General features: G+C 67.4%; 21 protein-coding genes. 12 read left to right on the forward strand and 9 right to left on the reverse strand.

Annotated elements, in window-relative coordinates; translation table 11 throughout:
• The first annotated feature begins 31 nt into the window (after nt 1-31).
• From EYR15_RS03855 to ku (EYR15_RS03880), 6 genes are all read left to right on the forward strand, one after another.
• The gene (locus EYR15_RS03855) at nt 32-922 is read left to right on the forward strand and encodes an ABC transporter permease (protein WP_131001522.1); all 891 of its coding nucleotides are present in this window, start codon (nt 32-34) and stop codon (nt 920-922) included.
• Nucleotides 919-1,884, forward strand: coding sequence for an ABC transporter permease (locus EYR15_RS03860; RefSeq protein ID WP_131001523.1), 966 nt, complete (start codon nt 919-921; stop codon nt 1,882-1,884). Before EYR15_RS03855 ends, EYR15_RS03860 begins: the two co-directional genes overlap by 4 nt.
• Nucleotides 1,885-1,902: 18 nt before the next feature.
• Nucleotides 1,903-2,886 carry an ABC transporter substrate-binding protein gene (locus EYR15_RS03865; RefSeq protein WP_131001524.1) on the forward strand — a complete coding sequence of 328 codons (984 nt, stop codon included), beginning with the start codon at nt 1,903-1,905 and terminating at the stop codon, nt 2,884-2,886.
• A gap of 49 nt (nt 2,887-2,935) precedes the next feature.
• Entirely contained in the window at nt 2,936-4,381 is a 1,446-nt protein-coding gene (gene hydA / locus EYR15_RS03870) for a dihydropyrimidinase (RefSeq protein WP_131001525.1), read from the forward strand.
• Between the two features lie 10 nt (nt 4,382-4,391).
• Nucleotides 4,392-5,642, forward strand: coding sequence for a Zn-dependent hydrolase (locus tag EYR15_RS03875; RefSeq protein ID WP_131001526.1), 1,251 nt, complete (start codon nt 4,392-4,394; stop codon nt 5,640-5,642).
• Between the two features lie 69 nt (nt 5,643-5,711).
• Entirely contained in the window at nt 5,712-6,512 is an 801-nt protein-coding gene (gene ku, locus EYR15_RS03880) for a non-homologous end joining protein Ku (protein ID WP_131001527.1), read from the forward strand.
• Nucleotides 6,513-6,586: 74 nt separating this feature from the next.
• Here ku (EYR15_RS03880) and ligD read toward each other — a convergent pair whose 3' ends face one another.
• Together ligD and ku (EYR15_RS03890) are read right to left on the reverse strand one after the other, a co-directional pair.
• On the reverse strand, nt 6,587-9,118 hold the full coding sequence (gene ligD / locus EYR15_RS03885) for a DNA ligase D (protein ID WP_131001528.1): 2,532 nt from the start codon (nt 9,116-9,118) through the stop codon (nt 6,587-6,589).
• 4 nt (nt 9,119-9,122) lie between these two features.
• Nucleotides 9,123-9,998 (reverse strand): non-homologous end joining protein Ku, encoded by an 876-nt coding sequence (gene ku, locus EYR15_RS03890; RefSeq protein ID WP_131001529.1) that lies wholly within the window; start codon nt 9,996-9,998, stop codon nt 9,123-9,125.
• Between the two features lie 117 nt (nt 9,999-10,115).
• On the opposite strand from ku (EYR15_RS03890), the gene EYR15_RS03895 reads away from it, so the two are divergent.
• Entirely contained in the window at nt 10,116-11,366 is a 1,251-nt protein-coding gene (locus EYR15_RS03895) for a serine hydroxymethyltransferase (protein WP_131001530.1), read from the forward strand.
• A 10-nt stretch (nt 11,367-11,376) separates the two neighbouring features.
• Here EYR15_RS03895 and EYR15_RS03900 read toward each other — a convergent pair whose 3' ends face one another.
• Genes EYR15_RS03900 through EYR15_RS03910 form a run of 3 tightly spaced genes read right to left on the reverse strand, consistent with a single transcriptional unit; the run spans nt 11,377 to nt 13,857 of the window.
• Entirely contained in the window at nt 11,377-12,387 is a 1,011-nt protein-coding gene (locus EYR15_RS03900) for a 5-oxoprolinase subunit C family protein (protein ID WP_131001531.1), read from the reverse strand.
• Between the two features lies 1 nt (nt 12,388).
• The gene (locus EYR15_RS03905; RefSeq protein ID WP_131001532.1) at nt 12,389-13,099 is read right to left on the reverse strand and encodes a 5-oxoprolinase subunit B family protein; all 711 of its coding nucleotides are present in this window, start codon (nt 13,097-13,099) and stop codon (nt 12,389-12,391) included.
• A complete protein-coding gene (locus EYR15_RS03910; protein WP_131001533.1) occupies nt 13,096-13,857 on the reverse strand; it encodes a LamB/YcsF family protein in 762 nt (253 codons plus the stop codon). Before EYR15_RS03910 ends, EYR15_RS03905 begins: the two co-directional genes overlap by 4 nt.
• A gap of 136 nt (nt 13,858-13,993) precedes the next feature.
• Here EYR15_RS03910 and EYR15_RS03915 point away from each other — a divergent pair, with 136 nt between their 5' ends.
• Both EYR15_RS03915 and EYR15_RS03920 read left to right on the forward strand, forming a co-directional pair.
• On the forward strand, nt 13,994-16,087 hold the full coding sequence (locus tag EYR15_RS03915; protein WP_245498125.1) for an NAD(+) synthase: 2,094 nt from the start codon (nt 13,994-13,996) through the stop codon (nt 16,085-16,087).
• A 45-nt stretch (nt 16,088-16,132) separates the two neighbouring features.
• A complete protein-coding gene (locus tag EYR15_RS03920) occupies nt 16,133-16,357 on the forward strand; it encodes a hypothetical protein (RefSeq protein ID WP_131001535.1) in 225 nt (74 codons plus the stop codon).
• A gap of 22 nt (nt 16,358-16,379) precedes the next feature.
• Here EYR15_RS03920 and EYR15_RS03925 read toward each other — a convergent pair whose 3' ends face one another.
• The 4 genes from EYR15_RS03925 to EYR15_RS03940 all read right to left on the reverse strand — a co-directional run bounded on the left by EYR15_RS03925 (nt 16,380) and on the right by EYR15_RS03940 (nt 19,873).
• Nucleotides 16,380-17,939 carry a CYTH and CHAD domain-containing protein gene (locus tag EYR15_RS03925; protein WP_131001536.1) on the reverse strand — a complete coding sequence of 520 codons (1,560 nt, stop codon included), beginning with the start codon at nt 17,937-17,939 and terminating at the stop codon, nt 16,380-16,382.
• A 78-nt stretch (nt 17,940-18,017) separates the two neighbouring features.
• Nucleotides 18,018-19,064, reverse strand: a complete 1,047-nt coding sequence (locus EYR15_RS03930) for an LLM class flavin-dependent oxidoreductase (protein ID WP_131001537.1) — start codon at nt 19,062-19,064, stop codon at nt 18,018-18,020.
• Entirely contained in the window at nt 19,061-19,417 is a 357-nt protein-coding gene (locus EYR15_RS03935) for a YybH family protein (protein WP_131001538.1), read from the reverse strand. Before EYR15_RS03935 ends, EYR15_RS03930 begins: the two co-directional genes overlap by 4 nt.
• Before the next feature lie 12 nt (nt 19,418-19,429).
• A complete protein-coding gene (locus EYR15_RS03940) occupies nt 19,430-19,873 on the reverse strand; it encodes an OsmC family protein (RefSeq protein WP_131001539.1) in 444 nt (147 codons plus the stop codon).
• Nucleotides 19,874-20,283: 410 nt separating this feature from the next.
• Here EYR15_RS03940 and EYR15_RS03945 point away from each other — a divergent pair, with 410 nt between their 5' ends.
• The 3 genes from EYR15_RS03945 to EYR15_RS03955 all read left to right on the forward strand — a co-directional run bounded on the left by EYR15_RS03945 (nt 20,284) and on the right by EYR15_RS03955 (nt 23,305).
• Complete coding sequence (locus EYR15_RS03945; RefSeq protein ID WP_131001540.1) at nt 20,284-20,727, forward strand: PAS domain-containing protein; 444 nt, start codon at nt 20,284-20,286, stop codon at nt 20,725-20,727.
• Nucleotides 20,728-20,785: 58 nt separating this feature from the next.
• Nucleotides 20,786-22,036 carry a formyl-CoA transferase gene (gene frc, locus EYR15_RS03950; protein ID WP_131001541.1) on the forward strand — a complete coding sequence of 417 codons (1,251 nt, stop codon included), beginning with the start codon at nt 20,786-20,788 and terminating at the stop codon, nt 22,034-22,036.
• Nucleotides 22,037-22,105: 69 nt separating this feature from the next.
• Nucleotides 22,106-23,305: an HPP family protein gene (locus EYR15_RS03955; RefSeq protein WP_131001542.1), complete on the forward strand. Its 1,200-nt coding sequence runs from the start codon at nt 22,106-22,108 to the stop codon at nt 23,303-23,305.
• Nucleotides 23,306-23,312 lie beyond the last annotated feature (7 nt).

The following is a 23,312-nucleotide window of genomic DNA, read 5'->3' on the forward strand; positions in this document are numbered from 1 at the left end:
TTCTGCGTGTTTGGGCGCGAGGGCGGATCGTATGAACGCCGTCGCGTTGGCCCTGCCCGGCCGGCTAGCGCGGGGAAACACGCTCCCTATCCTCGTCGTCTCCGCCTGTTTCCTCGCGTTCTGGTACGCCGCTGCGATCTGGATGAACGCAGGCCTCATCGCCGGGCGCTCGTCCGGCCTCGACGCGATCTCGTTCGCAAAGGCCGCGTGGTCGCTCGACCGGCCGTTGCTTCCCGCCCCTCACCAGATCCTGTGGGAGCTGAAGACGAGCCTGTTCGACGCTCGACTGGGCACGCCGCGCAACCTGTTCACCCATATCGGCGTCACGCTGTCCTCGACGCTGGTCGGCTTCGCGATCGGCGTCACGCTCGGGATCTTGCTGGCGATCGGCGTCGATCGCTCGCGCGCGCTCGACAAGTCGCTCACCCCCTGGCTTGTCGCCTCGCAGACCATCCCGATCCTCGCCATCGCGCCGATCGTGGTGACGGCGCTCGGATCGGTCGGGCTCAAGGGACTGATCCCGAAAGCGATCATCTCGGCCTATCTGTGTTTCTTCCCGGTCGCGATCGGCATGGCGAAGGGGTTGGCCTCCCCCGACAGCGCGCAGCGGGACCTGATGCGGACCTATGCGGCCGGCGCGCGGACGACGCTGACCAAGCTGCAGCTGCCGGCCTCCCTGCCCTTCCTGTTCGCGAGCCTGAAGGTCGCCGCGGCCGCCGCCTTCGTCGGAGCGATCGTCGCCGAATTGCCGACCGGCGCGCAGTCCGGGCTCGGCGCGCGGCTGCTCGCGGGCTCCTATTACGGCAACACGATGCAGATCTGGGCCGCGCTGATCGCGGCGGCGTTGACAGCCTCCCTGCTTGTCGGCGCCGTGACGCTGATCGAGCGGCTTGCGCTCGGGCCGAAGGGCGCCCGCCGATGAACCGGCTTGCGGGCCTCATCGCGCTATCGCTCGGACTTATCGCGGCAGGACTCACGCTCGCCGCGCTCGCCCGCAGCCCTGCGTTCTCGGGACACGCGCCGGCTGGCTTCTGGCTCGGCGTGCTGCTGGCCTGGCTCTGCGCATGGGCCGCGAACGTCGCGCTGTCGCGGACGCCTGCGACCGGCCGTCTGGCGACGATCCGCGACGCGGCCGTGCCCGTCGCCTTCGGGATCTGGCTCGTGCTGCTGTGGGAGATCGTCGTCGACGGCGCAGGCGTCTCGCCGGCGCTGATGCCGGCGCCGTCGACCATCCTCGCTCGCCTTGGCGAGGCGGCGCCGACGTTGTGGGCGGACTTCCGGCAGACGGCGCTGAAGGCCGCGCTCATCGGCTGGCTGATCGGCTGCGCGTCGGGCATCGGCGCGGCGCTGGTCGCGGACCGCTTTCCCTTCCTCGCGCGCGGAATGGCGCCCCTCGCAGGGCTCGCCTCGGCGCTGCCGATCATCGGCCTCGCGCCGATCATGGTCATGTGGTTCGGCTTCGATTGGCCATCCAAGGCGGCGGTCGTCGTCGCGATGACGTTCTTTCCTGTGTTCGTGAACACCGTCGCGGGACTCGCCGCCTCAGGCGCGCTGGAGCGCGATCTGATGCGCTCCTACGGCGCGGGCTGGCTTCGCACGCTGATCATGCTCAGGCTGCCGGCTGCCCTTCCTTTCATCTTCAATGCCCTAAAGCTCGCCTCGACGCTCGCGCTCATCGGCGCGATAGTCGCTGAGTTCTTCGGCACGCCGATCGTCGGCATGGGTTTCCGCATCCAGACGGAGGCGGCCAAGCTCTCGCTCGACATGGTGTGGGCCGAGATCGTCGTGGCGAGCGTCGCCGGCTCCGCCTTCTACGGCGCCTTGGCGGCTCTGGAGCGGCGCATGACGTTCTGGCATCCATCCGTCCGCATGAGGACGGCCTGACGAGATTTCTGGGGGACCATGATCAAGCCCGTCGCCGCCTTCATCCTCGCCGCCGCCTTCGCGGCTCCCGCTCAGGCCGCAGAGCCGGTTACGCTGCAGTTGAAATGGGTCACGCAGGCGCAATTCGCCGGTTACTTCGTCGCGAAGTCGAAGGGCTTCTATACCGACGAAGGCCTCGACGTGACGATCAACCCGGGCGGACCGGACATCGCGCCGGCGCAGGTGCTGGCCGGCGGCGGGGCGGACGTGATCGTCGACTGGATGCCGTCGGCGCTTGCGGCGCGCGAACGCGGCGTGCCGCTCGTCAACATCGCCCAGCCGTTCAAGAAATCCGGCATGATGCTGACCTGCCGCGCCGACAGCGGCGTGAAGACGCCGGCCGACTTCAAGGGCAAGACGCTCGGCGTCTGGTTCTCCGGCAACGAATATCCTTTCCTCGCCTGGATGGCGAAGCTCGGCCTGAAGACCGACGGCTCGCCGTCCGGCGTGAAGGTGCTGAAGCAGGGGTTCAACGTCGACCCGATCCTCCAGAAGCAGGCGGATTGCGTGTCGACCATGAGCTACAACGAATACTGGCAGGTGATCGACGGCGGGCTGAAACCCGACGATCTCGTGGTGTTCCCTTACGAGAAGCAGGGGGTCGCGACGCTCGAGGACGGGCTCTACGTCAACGAGGCCAAGCTGAAGGACGCCGCCTTCGTCGCCAAGATGGCGAAGTTCGTGAAGGCCTCGATGAAGGGCTGGGCGTTCGTCGCCAAGAACCCGGACGAGGCGGCCGCGATCACGCTCGAAGCGGACGCCTCCGGCGCGCAGACCGAGGCGCACCAGAAGCGCATGGCGGGCGAAATCGCGAAGCTTCTCGACACCGGCTCGGGCGCGCTCGACGAGGCCGACTACAAGCGCACCGTCCAGACGCTGCTCGGCGCCGGCGGCGATGCCCCCGTTATCACCAAGGAGCCGACCGGCGCCTTCACTCATGCAGTGACCGACGCCGCAAAGTGAAGCTTGAATCCCTCGCCGCTTCGGCGGCGAGGGACAGGAGAGGTCGCCAATGACCCTGCTCATCAAAGGCGGGATCGTCGTCACCGCCGATCTCGAACACCGCGCGGACGTGTTGGTCGACGGCGAGACGATCGTCGCGGTCGGGCTGGACCTCGACCCCCCGGCGGGCGCTGAGATCGTCGACGCCTCGGGCAACTATGTCATGCCCGGCGGGATCGATCCGCACACCCACATGGAGTTGCTCTTCATGGGGACGGTGTCGGCCGACGATTTCGAATGGGGCACCAAGGCCGCGCTCGCCGGCGGAACGACCACCATCGTCGACTTCTGCATCCCCGATCCCGGCCAACGTATGCCGGACGCATTCCGGGCCTGGGAGGAGAAGGCGAAGAAAGCCGCCGGCGACTATTCCTTCCACCTCGCCGTCACCGGCTGGGACGAGGGAACGTCCGCCGACATGGCCGAGATCGTCTCCAAGGGAGTCAACAGCTTCAAGCACTTCATGGCCTACAAGGGCGCGCTGATGGTGGACGACGACGTCCTGTTCAGCTCGTTCCGTACCTGCGCGGAACTCGGCGCGACGCCGCTGGTCCATGCCGAGAACGGCGACGTGGTCGCTGGCCTCCAGGCCTCGCTGCTCGCGGCCGGGATCACAGGCCCCGAAGGCCATGCTTTGTCGCGGCCGCCCATGGTGGAGGCTGAAGCCGCGACGCGCGCGATCATGATCGCCGAGATGGCGGGCTGCCCGCTTTACGTCGTTCACACCTCGACCCGCGAGGCCCACGAGGCGATCGCCCGCGCCCGCGCGCGGGGCCTGCGGGTCTATGGCGAGCCGCTGATCCAGCACCTGCTGCTGGACGAGGAGCGCTACCGCGACCCGGACTGGCTGAAGGCCGCGCAATGCGTGATGTCGCCGCCATTCCGCGCCAAAAGCCATCAGGACAGCCTTTGGGCCGGTCTCAGCGCAGGCTCCCTTCAGGTGGTCGCGACCGACCATTGCTCCTTCACCAACGAGCAGAAGCGGATGGGGATGAGCGACTTCACCCGCATTCCCAACGGCACCGGCGGGCTCCAAGACCGCATGCGCATGCTCTGGACCGCGGGCGTCGCCACTGGCCGGCTGACGCCGAGCGAATTCGTGGCCGTCACTTCGACCAACGCCGCGAAGATCCTGAACATGTACCCCCGAAAAGGCGCGATCGCCCCCGGCGCCGACGCCGACCTCGTGATCTGGGACCCGGCGGCGACGGCGACCGTCTCCGCCGCCGATCAGGTGAGCCGGATCGAGTACAACGTCTTCGAGGGCTTCGAGTGCCGCGGCCTGCCCGCGAAAGTCTATCTCCGCGGCGGCCTTGCGGCGGAAGGCGGCCAGCCGCTCGTCCAGCGCGGCACGGGCCGCTTCGTCGCCCGCAAGCCTTTCGCCGCCACGCAGGTCGCGCTGAAAACGCGGAGATCCGCCACCGCGCCGAAGCCGATCCTGCGCGGCGTGCATTGAGAGCTTCGTGATGCCCCCTTCCGCCACCCACAACCTCGCGATCGACGGCAAGCGGCTGTGGGACGCGATCCATGAGACCGCGGCGTTCGGCGGCACCCCCAAGGGCGGCGTTAAGCGCCTGACGCTGTCGGACGAAGACCGGCAGGTGCGCGACTGGTTCGCCGGCGCCTGCGAGGCCATCGGCGCACAAGTCGCGGTCGACGACATGGGCAATATGTACGCCCGCCGGCCGGGCAAGCGGAACGACCTTCCGCCGATCGCGCTCGGCTCGCATCTCGACACTCAGCCGACCGGGGGCAAGTTCGACGGCGTGCTGGGCGTGCTCGGCGCGCTGGAGGTCCTCCGGACGCTGTACGACTCCGGGTATGAGACGAACGCGCCGATCGAGATCGTGAACTGGACCAACGAGGAAGGCGCGCGCTTCGCCCCGGCGATGCTCGCGTCCGGCGTCTTCGTCGGCGCGATCGAGAAGGACTGGGCGCTGAACCGGGAGGATCGCGCAGGCGCAGGGTTCGGCGCCGAGCTCGAACGCATCGGCTATCGCGGCGAGGAGCCGTGCGGCGCGCGCAAGTTCTCAGCCTTCTTCGAGCTCCACATCGAGCAGGGGCCAATCCTCGAAGCGGAGGGCAAGATGATCGGCGTCGTCACCGGCGTGCAGGGCATCCGCTGGTACGAGGTGACGCTGACCGGACAGGAGGCGCACACCGGCTCCACCCCGATGGGCCTGCGCCGCAACGCACTGATCGGCGCCGCCAAGCTGATCGAGGCGGTGGACCGGATCGCCAAGGAGCGCGCGCCGGGCGTCGGGACGGTCGGCCTGATCGAATCCAGGCCGAACTCGCGCAACGTCATTCCGGGGGAGGTGTTCTTCACCGTCGACTTCCGCCACCCCGACGACGGCGTGCTCGACGAGATGGAGGCGGCGTTCTTCGCGAGCGTTGAGCAGGTCTCATCAGAACTGAGGCTAGAGGCCGACGCCAAGCGAGATTGGGCGTCCGCGCCGGTAAAGTTCGACGCCGACTGCGTCGCCGCCGTGCGGGAGGCCGCGGAGTCCTCCGGCCATGGCTGGCGCGAGATCGTCTCCGGCCCCGGCCACGACGCGGCCTATGTCGCCCGCGTCTGTCCGACCTCGATGATCTTCACGCCCTGCCGCGACGGGATCAGCCACAACGAGGCGGAGAGCATCACCCAGGAGGAGGCGACGGCCGGCGCCCAAGCGCTGCTCGACGCGGCGCTGATCTACGACCGGCGGTTCGGCTGACGTCGCGAAGGCGGCGGAACCACACGCGCATGTCGTAGGTTCCGCTCCAGACGTAAGGAGCGTTTTCCCATGGCCGTGCGCGCGTTCTGGAAGGGCTATCTCAAGCTCTCGCTCGTCACATGTCCGGTCGCCATGACGCCGGCGACGACGACGAACGAGAAGGTCCGCTTCAACACGCTCAACCGCGCGACCGGACATCGCGTCGTCAGCGAGTATGTCGACGCCGTCACCGGCGACGTCGTCGAGGAGGACGACGAGGTCAAAGGCTATGAGCGCGGCGAGGGCGACCACGTCATGCTCGAGGACGAGGAGCTCGACGCCGTCGCGCTGGAGACGACCCACACGATCGACATCGAGAGCTTCGTGCCAGCCGATGAGGTCGGCTGGATCTGGTACGACAAGCCGCATTATCTGACGCCCAACGACGAGGTGGGCGAGGAAGCCTTCGCCGTGATCCGCGAGGCGATGGCCGCGAGCGGCGTCGTCGGGATCTCGCGCGTGGTGCTCTACCGCCGCGAGCGCGCGGTGCTGCTGGAGCCGCGCGAGAACGGCATCGTGCTTTGGACGCTGCGCTACGGCGACGAGGTGCGCGACCCTAAGGATTATTTCGATGCGGCGAAGGCGGCGAAACCCGACGCCAAGCTGATGTCGCTGGTCGAGGAGCTCATCGAGGAGCGCACCGCCAAGTGGTCGCCTGAGATGGTCACCGACCCCGTGCAGGACGAATTGCTGAAGCTGATCTCGGCAAAGAAGAAGGGCCGAAAGGCTCCCGCCAAGAAGAAGGCGGAGGACGCGCCGTCCGGCGGCAACGTCGTCAACATCATGGACGCCCTGCGGAAGAGCCTGGCCGAGGGAAAGGCGAAAAAGTAGAGCCGCGTCGTCTCGGACGCCGCGGAGCGACGAGCCGGGATCGTGGCTCTCGTCGCGCTATGCCGGAAGACGCTTCAGGCCGCCTTCTTCCGCCCCTTCTTCTCGCCCGCCGGCAGCGGGTTTGCGGACTTGCGGAACCCCTCCCAGGGATCGCGCTGCAGAGACGCGAGCCGCGTCGGCATGGTCGAGACCGTGAAATAGGCCGGGCCGATCGCTGGGCCGAGCTCGTCCCATGTCAGCGGCGCCGACACAGCCGCGCCCGGCCGCGCGCGGGTCGAATAAGGCGCGACCGCCGTCGCCCCGCGGCCATTGCGGAGGTAGTCCACGAGAATCTTGCCCCCTCGCTTCGCCTTCGAGACGACGGAGACGTATTTTTCGGGCTCGTCGGCGGACATACTGTCGGCCATCGCCTTGCAGAACGCCTTGGTTTCGTCCCACCCGGCGGATGGCGTCAGAGGCGAGACCACGTGCAGGCCCTTACCCCCTGAGGTCTTCACGAAAGCGGCGAGACCCGCTGCCTCCAGCCTGCGCTTCACTTCGAGCGCGGCCTCGATCACCGTCTCCCACTTCACCCCGTCGCCGGGATCGAGGTCCATGATGATCATGTCCGGCTTGTCGATGTCGGCCCGCGGGGCGCCCCAAGGGTGGATCTCCAGCGTGCCGCCCTGCACGAGGCCCAGAAGCCCGTCGCGGTCGTCGATCATCACCATCGGCTCGTCGGCCGGGTTCTGCGGATCTGGCATCGTCTTGATGGCGTTCGACATGCCCTTCCAGCCGTGCTTCTGGAAGAAGCATTGTTGGGTCACTCCGCCCGGGCAGCGCACGAGCGACAGCGGCCGGTTGACGATGAATGGCGCGATGCGCGGCCAGACCTCCATGTAGTAATCGGCGAGGCCCTGCTTGGTGACGCCGTCCTCCGGCCAGTACACCCGGTCGGGATGCGTGAGCTTGACGCTCGACGGCCGCTCCTTGGGTCCCTTGACCTCCACCGCCTGATCTTCCGCGGCCACTTCCTCGGCTGGCTTGTCCTCGCGCAGGCCGCGGAACGACGCGTGCCGGAGATGTCCGTCGCCCGTCCAGGCGCGAAACTCGACCTCCGCCACCAGCTTCGCTTCGACGTAGCGCGCGCCGCGCGCCTCGTCGGCGGTCAGCTTCGAGGCGAAGGGCGATTTTTCGGCCTTCAGTTTCTGCATCTTCGCGAACAGATCTTCGGCGACCTTGACCGAGAAGCCCGTGCCGACGCGCCCGACGTGGCGCAGCTCGCCTTTGTCGTAGACCCCGAGGATCAGCGAGCCGATCGCCTTGCGCGAGGTGGTCGACATCACATAGCCGCCGATCACGAATTCCTGCCGCTTGGAGCACTTGGACTTGATCCAGCCCTTGCCGCGACCCGAACGGTAAGGCGCGTCGCGCTCCTTGGAGACGACGCCTTCGAGGCTCAGCCGGCAGGCGTGGCCGAGAACGAGCGAGCCGTCATCGTCGAAATGCTCGCTGACGCGGATTGTCCCGCCGGGGGGGACGATGGCGGAGAGCGCGGCTTTGCGGTCCACGAGCTTCGCGGGGCGCAGGTCGTAACCGTCGAGGTGCAGCAGGTCGAACGCGTAGAAGGAGAAGCGGTCGCCGCGGCCGTCGCTGAGGTCGGCCTGCAATGCGGAAAAATCGGAGGCGCCGGAATCGTTCTCGACGACGAGCTCGCCGTCGATCATCGCGGAGCCGACCGGCAGCGCTTTGAACGCCTCGACGATGGGCTTGCCGAACTTGGTCGTCCAGTCGAGCCCGCTGCGCGTCAGCATCTTCACGCGCCCGGCCTCGATGCGGACGATCAGCCGGTAGCCGTCGAACTTGATCTCGTGCAGCCAGCGGGCGCCGGCGGGCGCCTTCGGGGACAGGCTCGCAAGCTGCGGCTCGACGAACGATGCGAGCTCGCCGCGCTTGGCCTTTGCGATCTTGGAGACGTCGAAGTCGCCAGGAGGTTCGACTGTCTCCGTGGGGCCTTCTTCCTTCTCGATCTTACCTGTTTCCGAAGACCAGCCCGGCGCTTCTTTTGCGATCTCGGCCAGGGTGCGCCCGGTCTTCACCGAATTGGGCTTCTCCTCAAGGATGTCGGGATCGCCCTCGCCCCTCGCCTCCTCGTCGTCGCTCTTGATGAGCAGCCAGTTGTCGTGCTTTTCGCCACGCCTCTTGGCCATGCGCACGAGATGCCAGCGGCCTTTCAGCTTCTCGCCCTTCAGCTCGAATTCGAGATGGCCCTTGTTGAAGCCATAGGCCGCGTCGCCGATCGGCGACCAGCGTCCGCGGTCCCATAGAACGACGGCGCCGCCGCCATACTCCCCTGCCGGGATGGTGCCTTCGAAGGTGCCGTATTCGAGCGGGTGGTCCTCGGTCTGCACCGCCAGGCGCTTTTCGCCCGGCACGAGGCTCGGGCCCTTGGTGACGGCCCAGCTCTTCAGCACGCCGTCGAACTCCAGGCGGAGGTCGTAATGCAGTCGCGTCGCGTCGTGCTTCTGGATGAGGTAGCTGTCGCCGTCGCCGACATACGCGGCGTCGCCGGCCGGCTCCTTGGTCTTCTTGAAGTCGCGCTTCTTCTTGTAGGTTTCGAGGGCCATCGGCTCAGCTCGCCTTGCGCGTCGGCGTCCGGACCGCGGGTTTCTTTATCGCCGGGGTTTTCGCGGCCTTCTTTGCGGCGGGCTTCTCCTCCTTCGCCGCGGCGGCCTTGGCGCCGGCGCTGGCGCGGAGCGCCTCCATGAGGTCGATGACCTTCTTCGGCTCCGGCGCCTTGCGCGTCTCGATCGTGCGACCTTCCGCCTTCGCCTTCACCAGTTCGGTCAACGCTTCCTCGTAGCGGTCATCGAACTTGGTCGGGTCGAAGCTGCCCTTCTTGGTCTGGATGATATATTTCGCGAGATCGAGCATTTCGCCCTTGATCGACATCTTCGGGATCTCGTCGAAAGCGTCCTTGGACGAACGCACCTCGTAATCGAAGTTCAGCGTCGTCGCGATCAGCCCGTCCTGGCTCGGACGGATGAGGACGGTGCGCAGCCTGCGAAACAGAACAGTCCGCGCCAGCGCCGCAGCCTTCTTGGCCCGCATGCCCTCTACGATCAGATTGTAGGCTTCGTGCGCCGCCTTGTCGGCCGGCGCGAGGTAATACGGCTTGTCGAAATAGACGTCGTCGATGTCGCCGCAGCGCAAGAAATGTTCAACGTCGAGCGTCTTGTCGCTTTCCGGCACGACGGCGGCGACCTCGTCAGCCTCCAGGATGATATAGTCGTCCTTCGAGACCTCGTAGCCCTTCACCTGATCGTCGCGCTCGACCGGCTTACCGCTTTCGGCGTCGACATAGATGCGGCGGACGCGGTTTCCGGTGGCGCGATTGAGGGTGTGGAAGGCGATGCGGTCGGAGGTCGACGCGGCGGTGTAGAGCGCGACCGGGCAGGCGAGTTCGCCCACTTTGAGAAAACCCTTCCAGTTCGCTCGGGGAGCCATGTGCTGGTTACTCCGCCCTACAGTGGGACGGACTCGAACGTCAGTCGCGAAAGCTTCGTTCCGACTCAGAAATCAACGCTTTGACAGCGGATCGGGCGCGACGGAAAAGTGCGCGCCATGCAGTCATCCGACATCTTCGTCCAAGACCCCGAGCTTCAGGCCGCGATAGCGGGCGAGTTCGCCCGCCAGCAGGACGGGATCGAACTGATCGCCTCCGAAAACATCGTGTCTCCGCTGGTGCTGGCGGCCCAAGGTTCGGTGTTCACCAACAAGACCGTCGAGGGACGCCCTTACGCCCGGTATTACGGCGGCGCGGAGTTCGCCGACGCGGTCGAGGCGCTGGCGATCGAGCGCGCGAAGCGCCTGTTCGGCTGCCGCTTCGCGAACGTCCAGCCGCATTCCGGCTCGAACGCCAATGCGGCGGTCTTCCTCGGCCTGCTCAAGCTCGGGGACGTCATCCTGTCGATGGACACCGCGGCCGGCGGCCACATCAGCCACGGCCACCCGGCCACGCTGACAGGGCGCGACTACACGATCATGCGCTACGGCGTCTCGCGGCAGAGCGAGTGGATCGATCTCGATGACGTTCGCGCGCTCGCGAGAGAGCATCGGCCGAAGATGATTGTCGCAGGCGGCTCTGCCTATCCAAGGGCGCTCGACTTCGCGGGGCTTCGCGCGATCGCCGACGAGGTCGGTGCGCATCTCATGGTCGACATGGCCCATTTCGCCGGGCTGGTGGCGACCGGCCTCCACCCTCACCCGTTCCCGCACGCCCATGTCGTGACCTCCACGACCTACAAGTCGCTGCGCGGCGCGCGCGGTGGGCTCGTGCTGTGGAACGACGAGGCGCTGTCCTCGAAGATCGACGGCGGCGTGTTTCCGGGCGTGCAGGGTTCGGTGATGATGCATGTCGTAGCCGCCAAGGCCGCGTGCCTCGGAGAGGCGCTGAGGCCTGAGTTCCGCGCCTACAACGAGGCGGTCCTTGCCGGTGCGAAGCGGCTTGCCGAGACGCTTGACGCGGCGGGCTTCCGGCTGGTCGCCGGCGGCACGGACACCGGGCTGATACTCGTAGACCTCACCCCAAAGGGCCTGACCGGCGACGTCGCTGCGAAGGCGCTGGAGAAAGCGGGCCTCGCGGTGAACAAGAACCAGATCCCGTTCGACACGCGGCCGCCGGAGGCGCCATCGGGACTGAGGCTGTCCGCAAACGCAGGCGCGGCGCGGGGGTTCGGCGTGGACGAATTCGCGACGGTCGGACGCTGGATCGCGCGGGCGCTCGACGCGCCGGGTGACGCGGGTGTTCTGGGGCAGGTGCGCGACGAAGTCCGCACGGTCTGCCGACAATTTCCGATCTACGCCAGCTGTTGATCGCCGCCGCTCAATCCCGCACCACGCCGTCGATCAGGTTCAGCCCCAGCAGAAACTCCGAACTCAGCTCCGTTCGCAGCATGGGGATCATCTCCACCTCCCGCGAAAGCCGCGCCGCTTCCTCGCGCCGCACGGCTACCGCCTCCTCGATCGTCACGGCGCGGAAGCGGAACGGAGCGCCCGGCCGGATCTGCGCGAAGCGGCCGAGGTCCGGGCCGATCACGGTCGCGATCTTGGGGTAGCCGCCGGTCGGCTGGCGGTCGGCCATCAGCACGATCGGGCGGCCGTCTCCGGGAACCTGCACCGCTCCCATGACGACGCCGTCGGAGACGATGTCGTGGCCCTTGGCGTGGGTCAGCACGGGACCGTCGAGGAAGCCCGCCATGCGGTCCGAGCGCGGCGACAGAACCCAAGGTCCGGTAAAGAAAGCGGCGATCTGGTCTTCGGCGAAAAAGTCCGCCTGCGGGCCGAGAATGACGCGGATGTCCTTCGCGGGGCGATCAAGCCAGCGGGCGACGATCTCGGCCGGCTCGCGCGCGCCGCGACCGCTTTCGCCGATCGCCAGCCGGTCGCCGGCTTTCAGCGCCCTCCCCTCGAACCCACCGAGGCCGGCGCGGGTGTGCGTCGCGCGCGAGCCAAGGATTGCGGGAACGTCGATCCCGCCCGCGACGGCGAGATAGCACCAGGCGCCGGCGGCGCCCGCCCGGATGCGCAGCGTCTCGTCCGGCTTCAGCGTGAGCGTGACGGAGGCGGGCAGAGCGCGGCCCTCGATCGAGACCGAAAAAGCGCCGCCAGCGATGGCTACCGTGACCGCCGCGTCGCGCGCCACGAGTTCGATTCCGCCGAGCGAGACCTCGATCGCCGCCGCCTCTCCGTCCTGCCCCAGCGCCTTGTTGGCGACGCTGAACGCGAGCGGGTCCATCGGCCCCGCCGCCGTCACGCCGTAGCGCAGATGGCCGCGACGGCCGGCATCCTGAACGGTGCAGCCCGGTCCCGCCGTGCGGATCTCAAGCGAGGCCATCTCAGGACTTCCGCGCCACCGGCTCGCCCGCCGCGGCGCGCGTGTCGAGACTGCGGAACGCGTTCGCATCGATCGCCTCGAAACGAAGCGCGTCGCCGGGCGACAGCAGGAAGGCGGGGTCGCGGTCGAGCGCGAACAGTCTTTCGGGCGTGCGGCCGACGACGTGCCAGCCGGTAGGCATCGGCACGGTGGCGACCGCTCCAAGGCCTCCGCCGACCATCACCGAGCCGGGCGGAAACGGCGGCCGCGGCGTCGCGCGGCGCGGCGCGGCGAGCGCTTTCGGCAGGCCGCCGAGATAGGCGAAGCCCGGCGCGAAGCCGTAGCAATAGACCCGCCAGTCGGCCGCCGCATGGAGCGCAGCCGCCTTCTCGGGCGAGAGGCCGCGCGCGGCGGCGAACTCGCCGAGGTCTTCGGCGACCGCGGGATCGTAGCAGCAGGGAACGACCCATGAGGCGCCAGGGGCGCGCGCCTCGCCGGCCTCGGTAGCCTCTTCGGCCAGAGCGACGAGCGTCGCGCGGTCGATGACGAGCGGGTCGTACTGGATCAGCAGCGAACGGTAGCTCGGCGTCAGCTCGAGCACGCCCTCGGGCGCCTGCGCGACGAGCGCCGCGTCGAGCGCCAGCACGCGGTCGTTGATCGCGGGGTCGACAGCGTCGCCGAACTCGACGACCAGCGCCGCTTCGCCGGCGTCCAGGAAGCGTGGCGCGGTCATGGCCTGAAGGCTGCGAGCGTGACCCCCGCCGCCTCGAACTTCAGCCGCACCGTACGCGCCATGGTCACCGCATGGTCGCTGTCGCCGTGGACGCAGATCGAGCGGATCTTTGTGGGCAGCCGCACGCCCGAGACGGTGACGATCGCGCCCTCCGTCACCATGGCGAGCGCGCGATCCGCTGCGGCCTCCGGATCGTCGATTAGCGCGCCGGCCGTTCCGCGAAGAATGAGCTGGCCGCTCTCGTCATAGCCGCGGTCGGCATAGACTTCCTGCACGGCTTCGAGCCCTGCGGCTTCGGCCGCGGGAACCTGCTCGGAAAGCGCGATCGCGAGCAGAGCAAGACCGGGATTGACCGCCTTCACCGCCCGCGCCACGGCGTCGGCGACCGGGCGTTCCTCGCAGGCGAGGTTCGCGAGCGCGCCATGGGCCTTGACGTAGGTGATCCTGTGCCCGGCATAGGCCGCGAGAGCCGCCGCGGCGCCGACCTGATAAGCGACGAGGCGCTCGATCTCCGCGGCCGAGAAGGGCAGTCGCCGACGCCCGAAGCCCGCGAGATCGGGGAAGCCTGGATGCGCGCCGACCGTGACGCCGCGCTCCCGCGCCACTGCGAAGGTTCGCGCCATGATGTCGGGATCGCCGGCGTGGAGCCCACAGGCGACGTTCGCGGAGGTGACGACGCCAAGCATCGCCGCGTCGTCGCCCATAGAATAGGCTCCGAAGCCTTCTCCAAGATCGGCGTTCAGGTCGACGGACGCCATGCCTGCTCCGGCTTCAAAGGATCGATCCGGTTTATCACGTCGAACGTCCGCGCGCGTGCGGAGTCGCGCTTCTCAGCGCGCTCGCTTATGTCAGATGCGGCAAAGCTTTGCGTGTTTAGGCGTTCGGAGGCGCGGCGTGGCGGGAAAACGGTCGGAGTTTGCGTCGATCCATGCGCACGGCTTCGTCCGGGTCGGCGTCGCGACGCCGCTCGTCGCCGTCGCCAACCCTACGACCAACGCCGCCTCCGCCGTCTCGCTCGCGCAACAGGCGGATGCCGACGGCGTCGACCTGCTGATCTTTCCCGAGCTGAACCTCTCGGCCTATGCGATCGACGACCTCTTCCTGCAGGACGCGCTGCTCTCGAGCGTCGAGCGCGCGATCGACGAGGTCGCGGAGAACACGGCCTCTCTAAGCCCCGTCCTACTGCTCGGCGCGCCGGTGCGCCGCGCCGGCCGGATCTACAATTGCGCGATCGTCGTCTCGCGCGGAAAAATCCTCGGAATCGTTCCGAAGACCTTCCTGCCGAACTACCGCGAGTACTACGAGAAGCGCTGGTTCGCCTCCGGCGCGGGCCTTTCCGGCCTCGAGACCGAACTGGCGGGGCAGACCGCGCCGTTCGGGCCGGACCTGATCTTCTCGGCCGACGATCTCGCGGACTTCATTTTCCATGTCGAGATCTGCGAGGATTATTGGGCGCCGACGCCGCCCTCCTCGCGCGGAGCGCTCGCCGGCGCGCTGATCCTCTGCAACCTCTCGGCCTCGAACATCACGGTTGGCAAAGCGGAGGAGCGGGCGCTGCTCTCGGCGGCGCAATCCATGCGCTGCGTGGCGGCCTACGCCTACTCAGCCGCCGGCGCCGGCGAAAGCACGACCGATCTCGCCTGGGACGGACAAGGCACGATCCACGAACTGGGCGAGACGCTCGCGCAGTCTGAGCGGTTCTCGCGGAAGCCGCAGATCGTCGCCGCCGACGTCGACGTGCAGCGCATCCGGCTCGAGCGTTCGCGCTTCCAGACATTCGACGCGGCGGCGGCCGCCAACGGGCATCCGGAGACGACGTTCCGCACCGTCCGCTTCGCACATCAGCCGCACCACGGAGACGTAAGCCTAAGACGCGCGCTGCGCCGCTTTCCCTTCGTCCCCGCGGTTCCCGAGCGGCTCGACCAGGATTGCTACGAGGCCTTCAACATCCAGGTCCACGGCTTGGTGAAGCGCTTCGAATCGACGCCGGGCAAGACCATGGTGATCGGCGTCTCGGGCGGGCTGGATTCCACGCAGGCGCTGATCGTGGCCGCCAAGGCCTGCGACCTGATGGGCCTTCCGCGTTCCAGCATCCTCGGCTTCAGCATGCCGGGCTTTGCGACCGGCGACGCCACGCGCGGCAACGCCCACAGGCTGATGGCGGCGCTCGGCGTGACGGCGGGCGAGATCGACATTCGACCGGCGGCAAAACAGATGCTTGCCGACATGGGCCACCCTTTCTCGAAGGGCGAGCCGGTCTACGACGTCACGTTCGAGAATGTGCAGGCGGGCCTTCGTACCGACTACCTGTTCCGCATCGCAAACCAGCGCCACGGTTTCGTCATCGGCACCGGCGACCTCTCCGAGCTTGCGCTCGGCTGGTGCACCTATGGCGTCGGCGACCAGATGAGCCATTACGCTGTCAATGCCGGTCTGCCGAAGACGCTGATCCAATATCTGATCCGCTGGACCGCCATGAGCGGCCAGTTCTCCGAGGAGACCGCGGCGACGCTGCTCTCGGTGCTCGACACCGAAATCTCGCCGGAGCTCGTGCCGGCGGATGACAAAGGCGCGATCCAGAGCACGCAGTCGGTCATCGGACCGTACGAGCTCAATGACTTCTTCCTGTTCCACACGCTGCGCTACGGCCTGCCGCCCTCGAAGATCGCGTTCCTCGCCTGGCATGCGTGGCGGGATTCCGGCGCGGCGCTGTGGCCGGCGCATTTTCCGGCCGAGGCGAAGAACGAGTACGACCTGGCCGTCATCGTGCGCTGGCTGGAGAACTTCCTGCGCCGCTTCTTTCAGACCAGCCAGTTCAAGCGCTCGGCGATCCCGAACGGACCGAAGATCACCTCTGGCGGCGCGCTGTCGCCGCGTGGGGACTGGCGGGCGCCCTCGGACGCGGTCGCCAATGTCTGGCTCGAAGAACTGCGCGCGGCGCTGCCGGAGCTGACGTCGAAGGGGTCATCGGGAACGGCAGGTCGATGAGGGCGTTGTCGGGACAATTCCCAGCAACATCCGGAGCTTGACCCGATGCGCGCATTCCTCCCTGTCGTCGCCCTCGTCGTGGCCTCGCTCGCAAGCCCGGCGTTCGCCGCCTCGTCCGGCCTGAAACAGCCTCATCTCAACGCCTGCAACAAGAAAGCCGACGCAGCCGGCGTCACCGGCCGGGCGCGTAGCGAGGCGGTTCAGGACTGCATCGAGCCGTCGAAGAAGATGAAGACCGGCAAGTCGATGAAGAAGCGGTCCATGAACTGAGACTTGAGGGCTCCGTCGACCCTCAAGTCCAGAACGGCTTCGCCTTCTTCAGCTTCGCGCGCCGCTTCTCGGCCTTTTTGAGAAGCTTCGGCGCGCGAGCTTCGGCTTGGCCGGCGAACATTCCGGCTGCGAAAGCCGCCATGTTGTCGTCGGCGCCCTTCGCGAGCCCCGCTGTCGCCTCTCGCGCGGTCGCGATATCGTTCAGGGCCCCGAGCTGCTCCTGCAGCTTCGCGAGATCGTCCGTGAAGTGATCGTAGCGGCCGCCTTCGTAGAGCCTGCCGAAGAACTCCGCGGCGTAGCGCAGCTTCTTAGCTTCCTTGCGGGCTTCATGGCGTGTCTCGATGTCGAGATTCGCCAACCCTTTCGAACGCTTCATCAGCTTGCTCGCGCGCTTCCCCAGCACGCGGCCCGAAAACGCTTGGACGTCTTCCGCACGATCTTCGGCGGCGCTCGGTTCGTGCCGCCAGTCGCCAACGGCGGTCCATTCGGTGAGGTCGAGCATCAGGTCGAGCGCACGCGACGTATTCAGAGCGGCGATAGCCGCCGCGTAGGCCTCTTCGCGCTTGGCGCAAAGAATTTCGGGCAATGACGAGTCCGGCGCTGCGCTTCCCTCGCGGGCCTTCGTCTCGGCCTCGATCAGAACGTCGAGATCGCGCGCCGCGCCGAGTTCGCCTGCGAGCCATTTCAGATCTTCGGCAAGGCCGGCCGCGCGCGCGTCGGCGATGATCGGCTTGAACAGAGTGAAGGCCGAGCGCAGCCGCCGCAGCGCGACGCGCGCCTGATGGATCGCCGGTTCGCTGGCCTCTTCGAGGATCAGGTTCTCGTTCTGCCGGAACTGGGCGACGCAATCGGCGACGACCGCCAGGAAACCCTGCTCGACCGTCATCCCAGGCGCCACGGCCGGCGCCTTCGCCTTGAACGACGTTCGCGGACCCTTCTGCTTGGCGAGTTCGTCTCCGCGGGCGGATTTTGCGAGCACCCCGACGCGGAGCGGCGCGACCGTCATCAGCTCGCGCGCAAGGCTGAAGAGGTCGCGCTCGTCGCCCGCCCGAAGCTCCAGTTCGAGCTCTTGGAACTCGGACCGCCGGCCGCCGGCCTCGACCACAGCGTCGTCGAGCGCCGCCTCGATCTGCGATCCGCCGCGGGCGATCTGGAACACAGCGCGCTTCACGTTCGTGACGTAGACGGGGACGAACAGCCTGTCTTCGCCAAGGGGAGCGTCCAGCAGGCCTTCAAGCGTCTGCCGTTCGCTGACGGTGAGCTTCGGCGCGCTGCCGGGTGCCGAGCGTTCGATCTCGAGCCGATCGAACAGGCCGAAGGCGCCCTCGCCGCGCTTGATCGTCTGCTTGAAGGTCCGACCTTGCCGGCGCACCCGAAGCGTCACGCCGGCCTTCGCCAGATCGCCCTCGGCGGTATCGAAATAGGTCGCCGTCAGCAGTGACGGACGCCGCGGCCCGCCCGAAAGCGACGCGAGCCGCCGCCGCAGCGCAGGGAGGTCCGCACGCGAAAAATCGAGCTTCAGCTCGCGCTCGCGGTCTTGCGCTTCGGGCTCGGCGTCGAGCGGTCCGATGATATCGTTCACTGCGAGCGGCTCCGGGACGCTAAGTCCGTACCGTTCTGAAGAGCGCGACTGTCACAAACAAGTCGTGGGCCGCCGCCCCTAAGAAGCGCGCCGGCTCGTGAGTTCCCGAACCATCGGCGCGACCTTCAAACCGTACAGCTCGACGCACTGCATCAATCTATCGTGGGGAAGCGGTCCCGCGCTGTATTTGAGGTGAAAGCGCGAGAGCCCGAGCGCGTTGATCGTGTCGGCGATCTTGCGCGCGACGGTCTCCGGCGCGCCGACATGCAACGAGCCCTCGGCGATTTCCTGCTCAAATTCCTCTCGGCTCATCGGAGGCCAGCCGCGCTCGCGACCGATGCGGTCCCGCATCACGCGGTAATGCGGCCAGAATTCTTCGCGCGCAGCCTCGTCGGTGTCCGCGACATAGCCCGGCGAGTGCACGCCAATGGCTTCCGCCGGCCGCCCCATCTCCGCGAATGCGCGCTCGTAGAGCTCCACGTAAGCGCGGAAGCGGCGTGCTGGGCCACTTATGATCGCGAGCAGCATCGGCAGGCCGTGGCGCGCCGCGCGCACCACCGATTGCGGGCTGCCGCCGACGCCGACCCATGTGCGAAGCGCGCCGCGCTCGATCGTCGGATAAACGCGTTGCTCGCTGAGCGGCGGCCGTGTCGCGCCGCTCCAGGTGACGGGCTCGCCGGTCCGCAGCTTGGCGAAGATTTCGAGCTTCTCCTCGAACAGCGCCTCGTACTGATCGAGTTTGTAGCCGAATAGCGGGAAGGATTCGGTGAAGGAGCCGCGCCCGAGGATCGCCTCCGCGCGCCCGCCGGAAATCGCGTCCAGTGTCGAGAAGCGCTGGAACACCCGGATCGGATCGTCCGAGCTCAGCACGGTTACGGCGGAGCCGAGCCGGATGCGGCTCGTGCGGGCGGCGATCGCAGCCAGCGCGACCTCCGGCGCGGAGATCGCAAAATCATCGCGGTGATGCTCGCCGACGCCGAAGAAGTCGACCCCGCTCGCGTCCGCCAGCACGCCCTGTTCGACAACCTCACGCACCACTTGCGCATGAGACGACGGCGCGCCGTCGGCGCCGAGCGTTACGTCGCCGAACGTGTCGAGCCCAAGCTCGAGCCGGCCGTTCCTCATGCCGGGTCGATCTTCAGCTGGTCCACGGCCCACAGCCAGCAGCCGTTGGACTGCCGGCGCGCGATCTCGGCGGAGATCCTGCCCTTCGGCAGCAGGGCGACGGTCAGCGCGACGTCGCCGCTCGCGACTGGCTCCATCGTGCGGACTTCGGGGAAGCTCGACTTCTTCGCCAGAAGATCGGCGAAGAAGCGCCGGATTTCATCATGTCCGCGCGCCTTGACCTCGCCGACCGCGAGCGTCGCGTCAGGCTCGTAAAGCGCCACGAGGCCTTCGATATCGCCGGCGTTGGCGCGGGCGTTGAACAGCTGGGCGAGGTCTTCCGGCGCTCTCGCCGGGGCTCTGTCGTCGTTCATGTCCGGGCTCCTTCATTTCAGCTTGGCGCCGCCGGAATCGTAGACCGAAACCGCCACCGGAATTCCGGCCTTCACGCTTTCCGAGACCGTGCAGAACCGCTCGAACTGCTCCATCACGCGGTCGACCCGGTCCATCTCAGCCGCGGTCGCGCCGAGCGCGATTTCTACGTCGATCGCGGTTATTCTCAGCCGCCCCTCGGGATTGCGCGTCACGGCGCAGCTTGCGGTCGCGGAGACGCCACCGGCCTGCTGACGGTACTTGCCAAGAGCGAAGACGAGACTCGCGCACAGGCAGTTGGTGACGCCTGCGACCAGGATCTGCTCGGGAAACGGCCCCTCCCCGCCCCCGATCGGTGGCGCTTCGTCGACAGCTAGGGCGGGCAGGAGCGCGCCAAAATCGATCTCGAAGCGATAGCCCTCGACCTGTTTGATCCGGATCGTCGGGGAGGCGTCCATGGTCTCTCCAGGCTCTCGCGCAGGCGGCCTGCGGGTTGCGGTCAGCTAGGGCGGCGGGCGTGGGAACATAGGATGGGCCCGTCAGCGACGATCTCGCTCGGGGCGGACGCGCCGATCATCGGCCCGGGAGACCGGCGTCTCGCGCGCTCCCTTGACAAGCGGAAAAGGCGTGGCATACCATATACCACAAAATAACACGTCGACCTCGATGTCGTCGTATATCGGAGAGAGCGATAAAGCTCTCCCGCCAGGGCAGGAAACAAAGGCCATGATCATCCAGTCTCCCGACGAGTAATTATCTGTTTCGACGCTCTTGCTTCGTCGGCGATGAGCGAATGGCGGGCACGATCGATTTCGTGATCGCATGAAGCGGATGCTCAACGCAGCCACGTAAACTGTGGACGCGCCTTATGTCGTATGGAGCCATTGATTTCGAGCAGTTGGTCGCCGTCGCCGGCGACGCCGTGGTCGTGTCCGACGCCGATGGCGCGATCACGGTCTGGAACGCCGCGGCCGAACGCATCTTCGGTTTTTCGCGCGACGAAGCGATCGGTCGGTCGCTCGACCTGATCACACCCGAGCGCCACCGCGCCCGCCACTGGGACGGCTACGCCAAGACCGTCGAGACCGGGCAGACTCGTTACGGCGCGGAGCTGCTGCGGGTCCCGGCCCTGCACAAGGAGGGCCACGCCCTCTCTATCGCCTTCACCGTCGCGCTGCTGACAAGCGCCGACGGACAAGTCACCGGCGTCGCCGCTGTCATTCGTGACGAGACGGCCCGCTGGGAGGAAGAACGCCGTCTGCGCAAGCGGGTGACGGAACTGGAAGCCAAAGCGCCCGCTCTCGTCGGGTGAAACGACAAAATGTGGGCCGACGGGAGAGCCGTGGCCGCACGCAAGGGAGTGACTGACAATGAGCCAACCGCTCGAGGGCATTAAGATCATCGACTTCACGCACGTTCAGGCGGGTCCCGCCTGCACGCAGCTCCTCGCCTGGTTCGGCGCGGACGTCATCAAGGTCGAGCGTCCCGGCGCCGGCGACGTGACCCGCTCGCAGCTCCGCCACATCGAGGACGCCGACGCGCTCTACTTCACGATGCTGAATTCCAACAAGCGCTCGCTGACCCTCGACACCAAAACGCCTCAGGGCAAGGAAGTCCTGGAGAAGCTGATCAAGGAATCGGACGTCATGGTCGAGAATTTCGGCCCCGGCGCGCTCGACCGCATGGGCTTCTCCTGGGCGCGCATCCAGGAGCTCAACCCCGGCATGATCCTCGCCTCGGTGAAGGGCTTCTCCGACGGCCATCACTATGAAGACCTGAAGGTCTACGAGAACGTCGCGCAGTGCGCAGGCGGCGCCGCCTCGACCACCGGCTTCTGGGACGGTCCCCCTACCGTCTCGGCCGCTGCTCTCGGTGACTCGAATACCGGCATGCATCTCGCGATTGGCATCCTGACCGCGCTGCATCAGAAGAATAAGACGGGCAAGGGCCAGAAGGTCGCCGTCTCGATGCAGGATTCGGTGCTGAACCTTTGCCGCGTCAAGCTGCGTGACCAGCAGCGCCTCGACGCCCTCGGCTTCCTCGAGGAATACCCGCAGTACCCGCATGGCGAGTTCACCGACGTCGTGCCGCGCGGCGGCAACGCCGGCGGCGGCGGCCAGCCGGGCTGGGTTCTGAAGTGCAAAGGCTGGGAGACCGATCCGAACGCCTACATCTACTTCACCATCCAGGGCCACGCTTGGGCGCCGATCTGCAAGGCGCTGGGCAAGGAGGAGTGGATCGACGATCCGGCTTACAACACCGCCCGGGCGCGTCAGGACAAGATCATGGACATCTTCGCCACGATCGAGGAGTGGCTCGCCGATAAGACCAAGTTCGAGGCGGTCGACATTCTCCGGAAGTTCGACATTCCGTGCTCGCCGGTCCTGTCGATGAAGGAGATTTCAGTCGATCCGTCGCTCCGCGCCAGCGGCACGGTGGTCGAGGTGCAGCATCCGCAGCTCGGCTCGTATCTGACCGTCGGCAGCCCGATCAAGTTCTCGGACATGAAGGTCGATATCAAAGCGTCTCCGCTGCTCGGCGAGCACACTGACGAGGTTCTGCAGGACCTCGGCTACACGCAGCAGCAGATCGAGGAGCTGCATCAGGCGCGGGCTGTCTGATACAACCCGACGTCCGTTCAGCTCGGCGGCGGCGCGACCCCCGCGCCGCCGCCACATCTTTTCTGGTCCATGACGCGAGCATCCGAAACGCCGGCGCAGAGCGCCCCGCCTGCGGCGAGGATCTTCTCGCTGCGCCGCTTTCTTCCCGTGACGACGCCCGTCAGCTCGCGTGAACGCGCCCGCGCCGCATCCGGCGCGCTGATCGGCATTCTCGCGACCGGCCTCATCTCCCATGCGGCGGTCGGGGACGGCGCCTCGCTTCCTGCGCTGATCGCGCCGATGGGCGCATCCGCGGTGCTGCTGTTTGCGGTGCCTTCGAGCCCCCTCGCGCAGCCATGGTCGATCATCGGCGGCAATCTCGTCTCCGCTTTGGTCGGCGTCACGATCGCGAAACTGGTCCCTGATCCGTTCATCGCCGCGGCCGTCGCGGTCGGCGTCGCGATCGCGTTGATGACCGCCTTGCGCTGCATCCACCCGCCGAGCGGCGCGGTCGCGCTCACAGCCGTGCTCGGCGGGCCTTCGATCCACGGTCTCGGCTACGGCTTCGTCTTATGGCCGGTGCTCGCGAACTCGGCCCTGCTGCTCGCGTCCGCGCTGATCTTCAACAATCTCACTGGACGCCGCTATCCGCCCGAGCCGGCGCGGCAAGCGAACGCTCCCAGGGATCCGGCGCCGCTCGCCAGCGGCGGCTTCAGCGCCGAGGACATCGACGCCGCCCTGATCCACCACGACCGGTTGCTCGAAATCGGCCGCGGCGACATCGAAACCATCCTGAGGGACGCGCAGATCCACGCCTTCGCGCGCCGCTCGGGCGACATCAGAAGCGGCGATCTCACGACGCGCGGCGTCCACGCCATCTCTCCCGAAGCGCCCATCAAGGAAGCGTTCGAACTGTTCCGCGAGCGCTCGACCAAGCTTCTTCCGGTGACCGACGAGAGCGCGCGTCTGCTCGGCGTCGTCACCCAGTCGGATCTTCTGGAGAAGACCGTCTGGGACAAACGCGGGCCGAAGCTCGGCCTCGGACGGCGCATCAAGCTCTCGCTCAGCCGGGTCCGGGCGCCGCACGGCGTGGTCGCCGACATCATGACGACCCCCGTGACGACGATCCGCGAGGACGCGCCTATCGCCGATGTGGTCCGCGCGATGGCCGGCGCGGCGCTGCATGACCTGCCGGTCGTCGACAAGAACCGAAAGCTGGTCGGGATCATCTCGCAGGCCGAAGTCATTGCCGCCCTCATCTCGGGCGGCCCCGAGGCCCGCACGGCGTGACGCGATG

It is taken from the genome of Hansschlegelia quercus, assembly GCF_004310425.1.
In the GTDB taxonomy this organism is placed as follows: Bacteria; Pseudomonadota; Alphaproteobacteria; order Rhizobiales; family Methylopilaceae; genus Methylopila; species Methylopila quercus.

Coding starts and splice junctions, on each gene's coding strand:
- EYR15_RS03855 (WP_131001522.1), top strand. CDS start 32: ATGAACGCCGTCGCGTTGGCCCTGCCCGGCCGGCTAGCGCGGGGAAAC.
- EYR15_RS03860 (WP_131001523.1), top strand. CDS start 919: ATGAACCGGCTTGCGGGCCTCATCGCGCTATCGCTCGGACTTATCGCG.
- EYR15_RS03865 (WP_131001524.1), top strand. CDS start 1,903: ATGATCAAGCCCGTCGCCGCCTTCATCCTCGCCGCCGCCTTCGCGGCT.
- hydA (WP_131001525.1), top strand. CDS start 2,936: ATGACCCTGCTCATCAAAGGCGGGATCGTCGTCACCGCCGATCTCGAA.
- EYR15_RS03875 (WP_131001526.1), top strand. CDS start 4,392: ATGCCCCCTTCCGCCACCCACAACCTCGCGATCGACGGCAAGCGGCTG.
- ku (WP_131001527.1), top strand. CDS start 5,712: ATGGCCGTGCGCGCGTTCTGGAAGGGCTATCTCAAGCTCTCGCTCGTC.
- ligD (WP_131001528.1), bottom strand. CDS start 9,118: ATGGCCCTCGAAACCTACAAGAAGAAGCGCGACTTCAAGAAGACCAAG.
- ku (WP_131001529.1), bottom strand. CDS start 9,998: ATGGCTCCCCGAGCGAACTGGAAGGGTTTTCTCAAAGTGGGCGAACTC.
- EYR15_RS03895 (WP_131001530.1), top strand. CDS start 10,116: ATGCAGTCATCCGACATCTTCGTCCAAGACCCCGAGCTTCAGGCCGCG.
- EYR15_RS03900 (WP_131001531.1), bottom strand. CDS start 12,387: ATGGCCTCGCTTGAGATCCGCACGGCGGGACCGGGCTGCACCGTTCAG.
- EYR15_RS03905 (WP_131001532.1), bottom strand. CDS start 13,099: ATGACCGCGCCACGCTTCCTGGACGCCGGCGAAGCGGCGCTGGTCGTC.
- EYR15_RS03910 (WP_131001533.1), bottom strand. CDS start 13,857: ATGGCGTCCGTCGACCTGAACGCCGATCTTGGAGAAGGCTTCGGAGCC.
- EYR15_RS03920 (WP_131001535.1), top strand. CDS start 16,133: ATGCGCGCATTCCTCCCTGTCGTCGCCCTCGTCGTGGCCTCGCTCGCA.
- EYR15_RS03930 (WP_131001537.1), bottom strand. CDS start 19,064: ATGAGGAACGGCCGGCTCGAGCTTGGGCTCGACACGTTCGGCGACGTA.
- EYR15_RS03935 (WP_131001538.1), bottom strand. CDS start 19,417: ATGAACGACGACAGAGCCCCGGCGAGAGCGCCGGAAGACCTCGCCCAG.
- EYR15_RS03940 (WP_131001539.1), bottom strand. CDS start 19,873: ATGGACGCCTCCCCGACGATCCGGATCAAACAGGTCGAGGGCTATCGC.
- EYR15_RS03945 (WP_131001540.1), top strand. CDS start 20,284: ATGTCGTATGGAGCCATTGATTTCGAGCAGTTGGTCGCCGTCGCCGGC.
- frc (WP_131001541.1), top strand. CDS start 20,786: ATGAGCCAACCGCTCGAGGGCATTAAGATCATCGACTTCACGCACGTT.
- EYR15_RS03955 (WP_131001542.1), top strand. CDS start 22,106: ATGACGCGAGCATCCGAAACGCCGGCGCAGAGCGCCCCGCCTGCGGCG.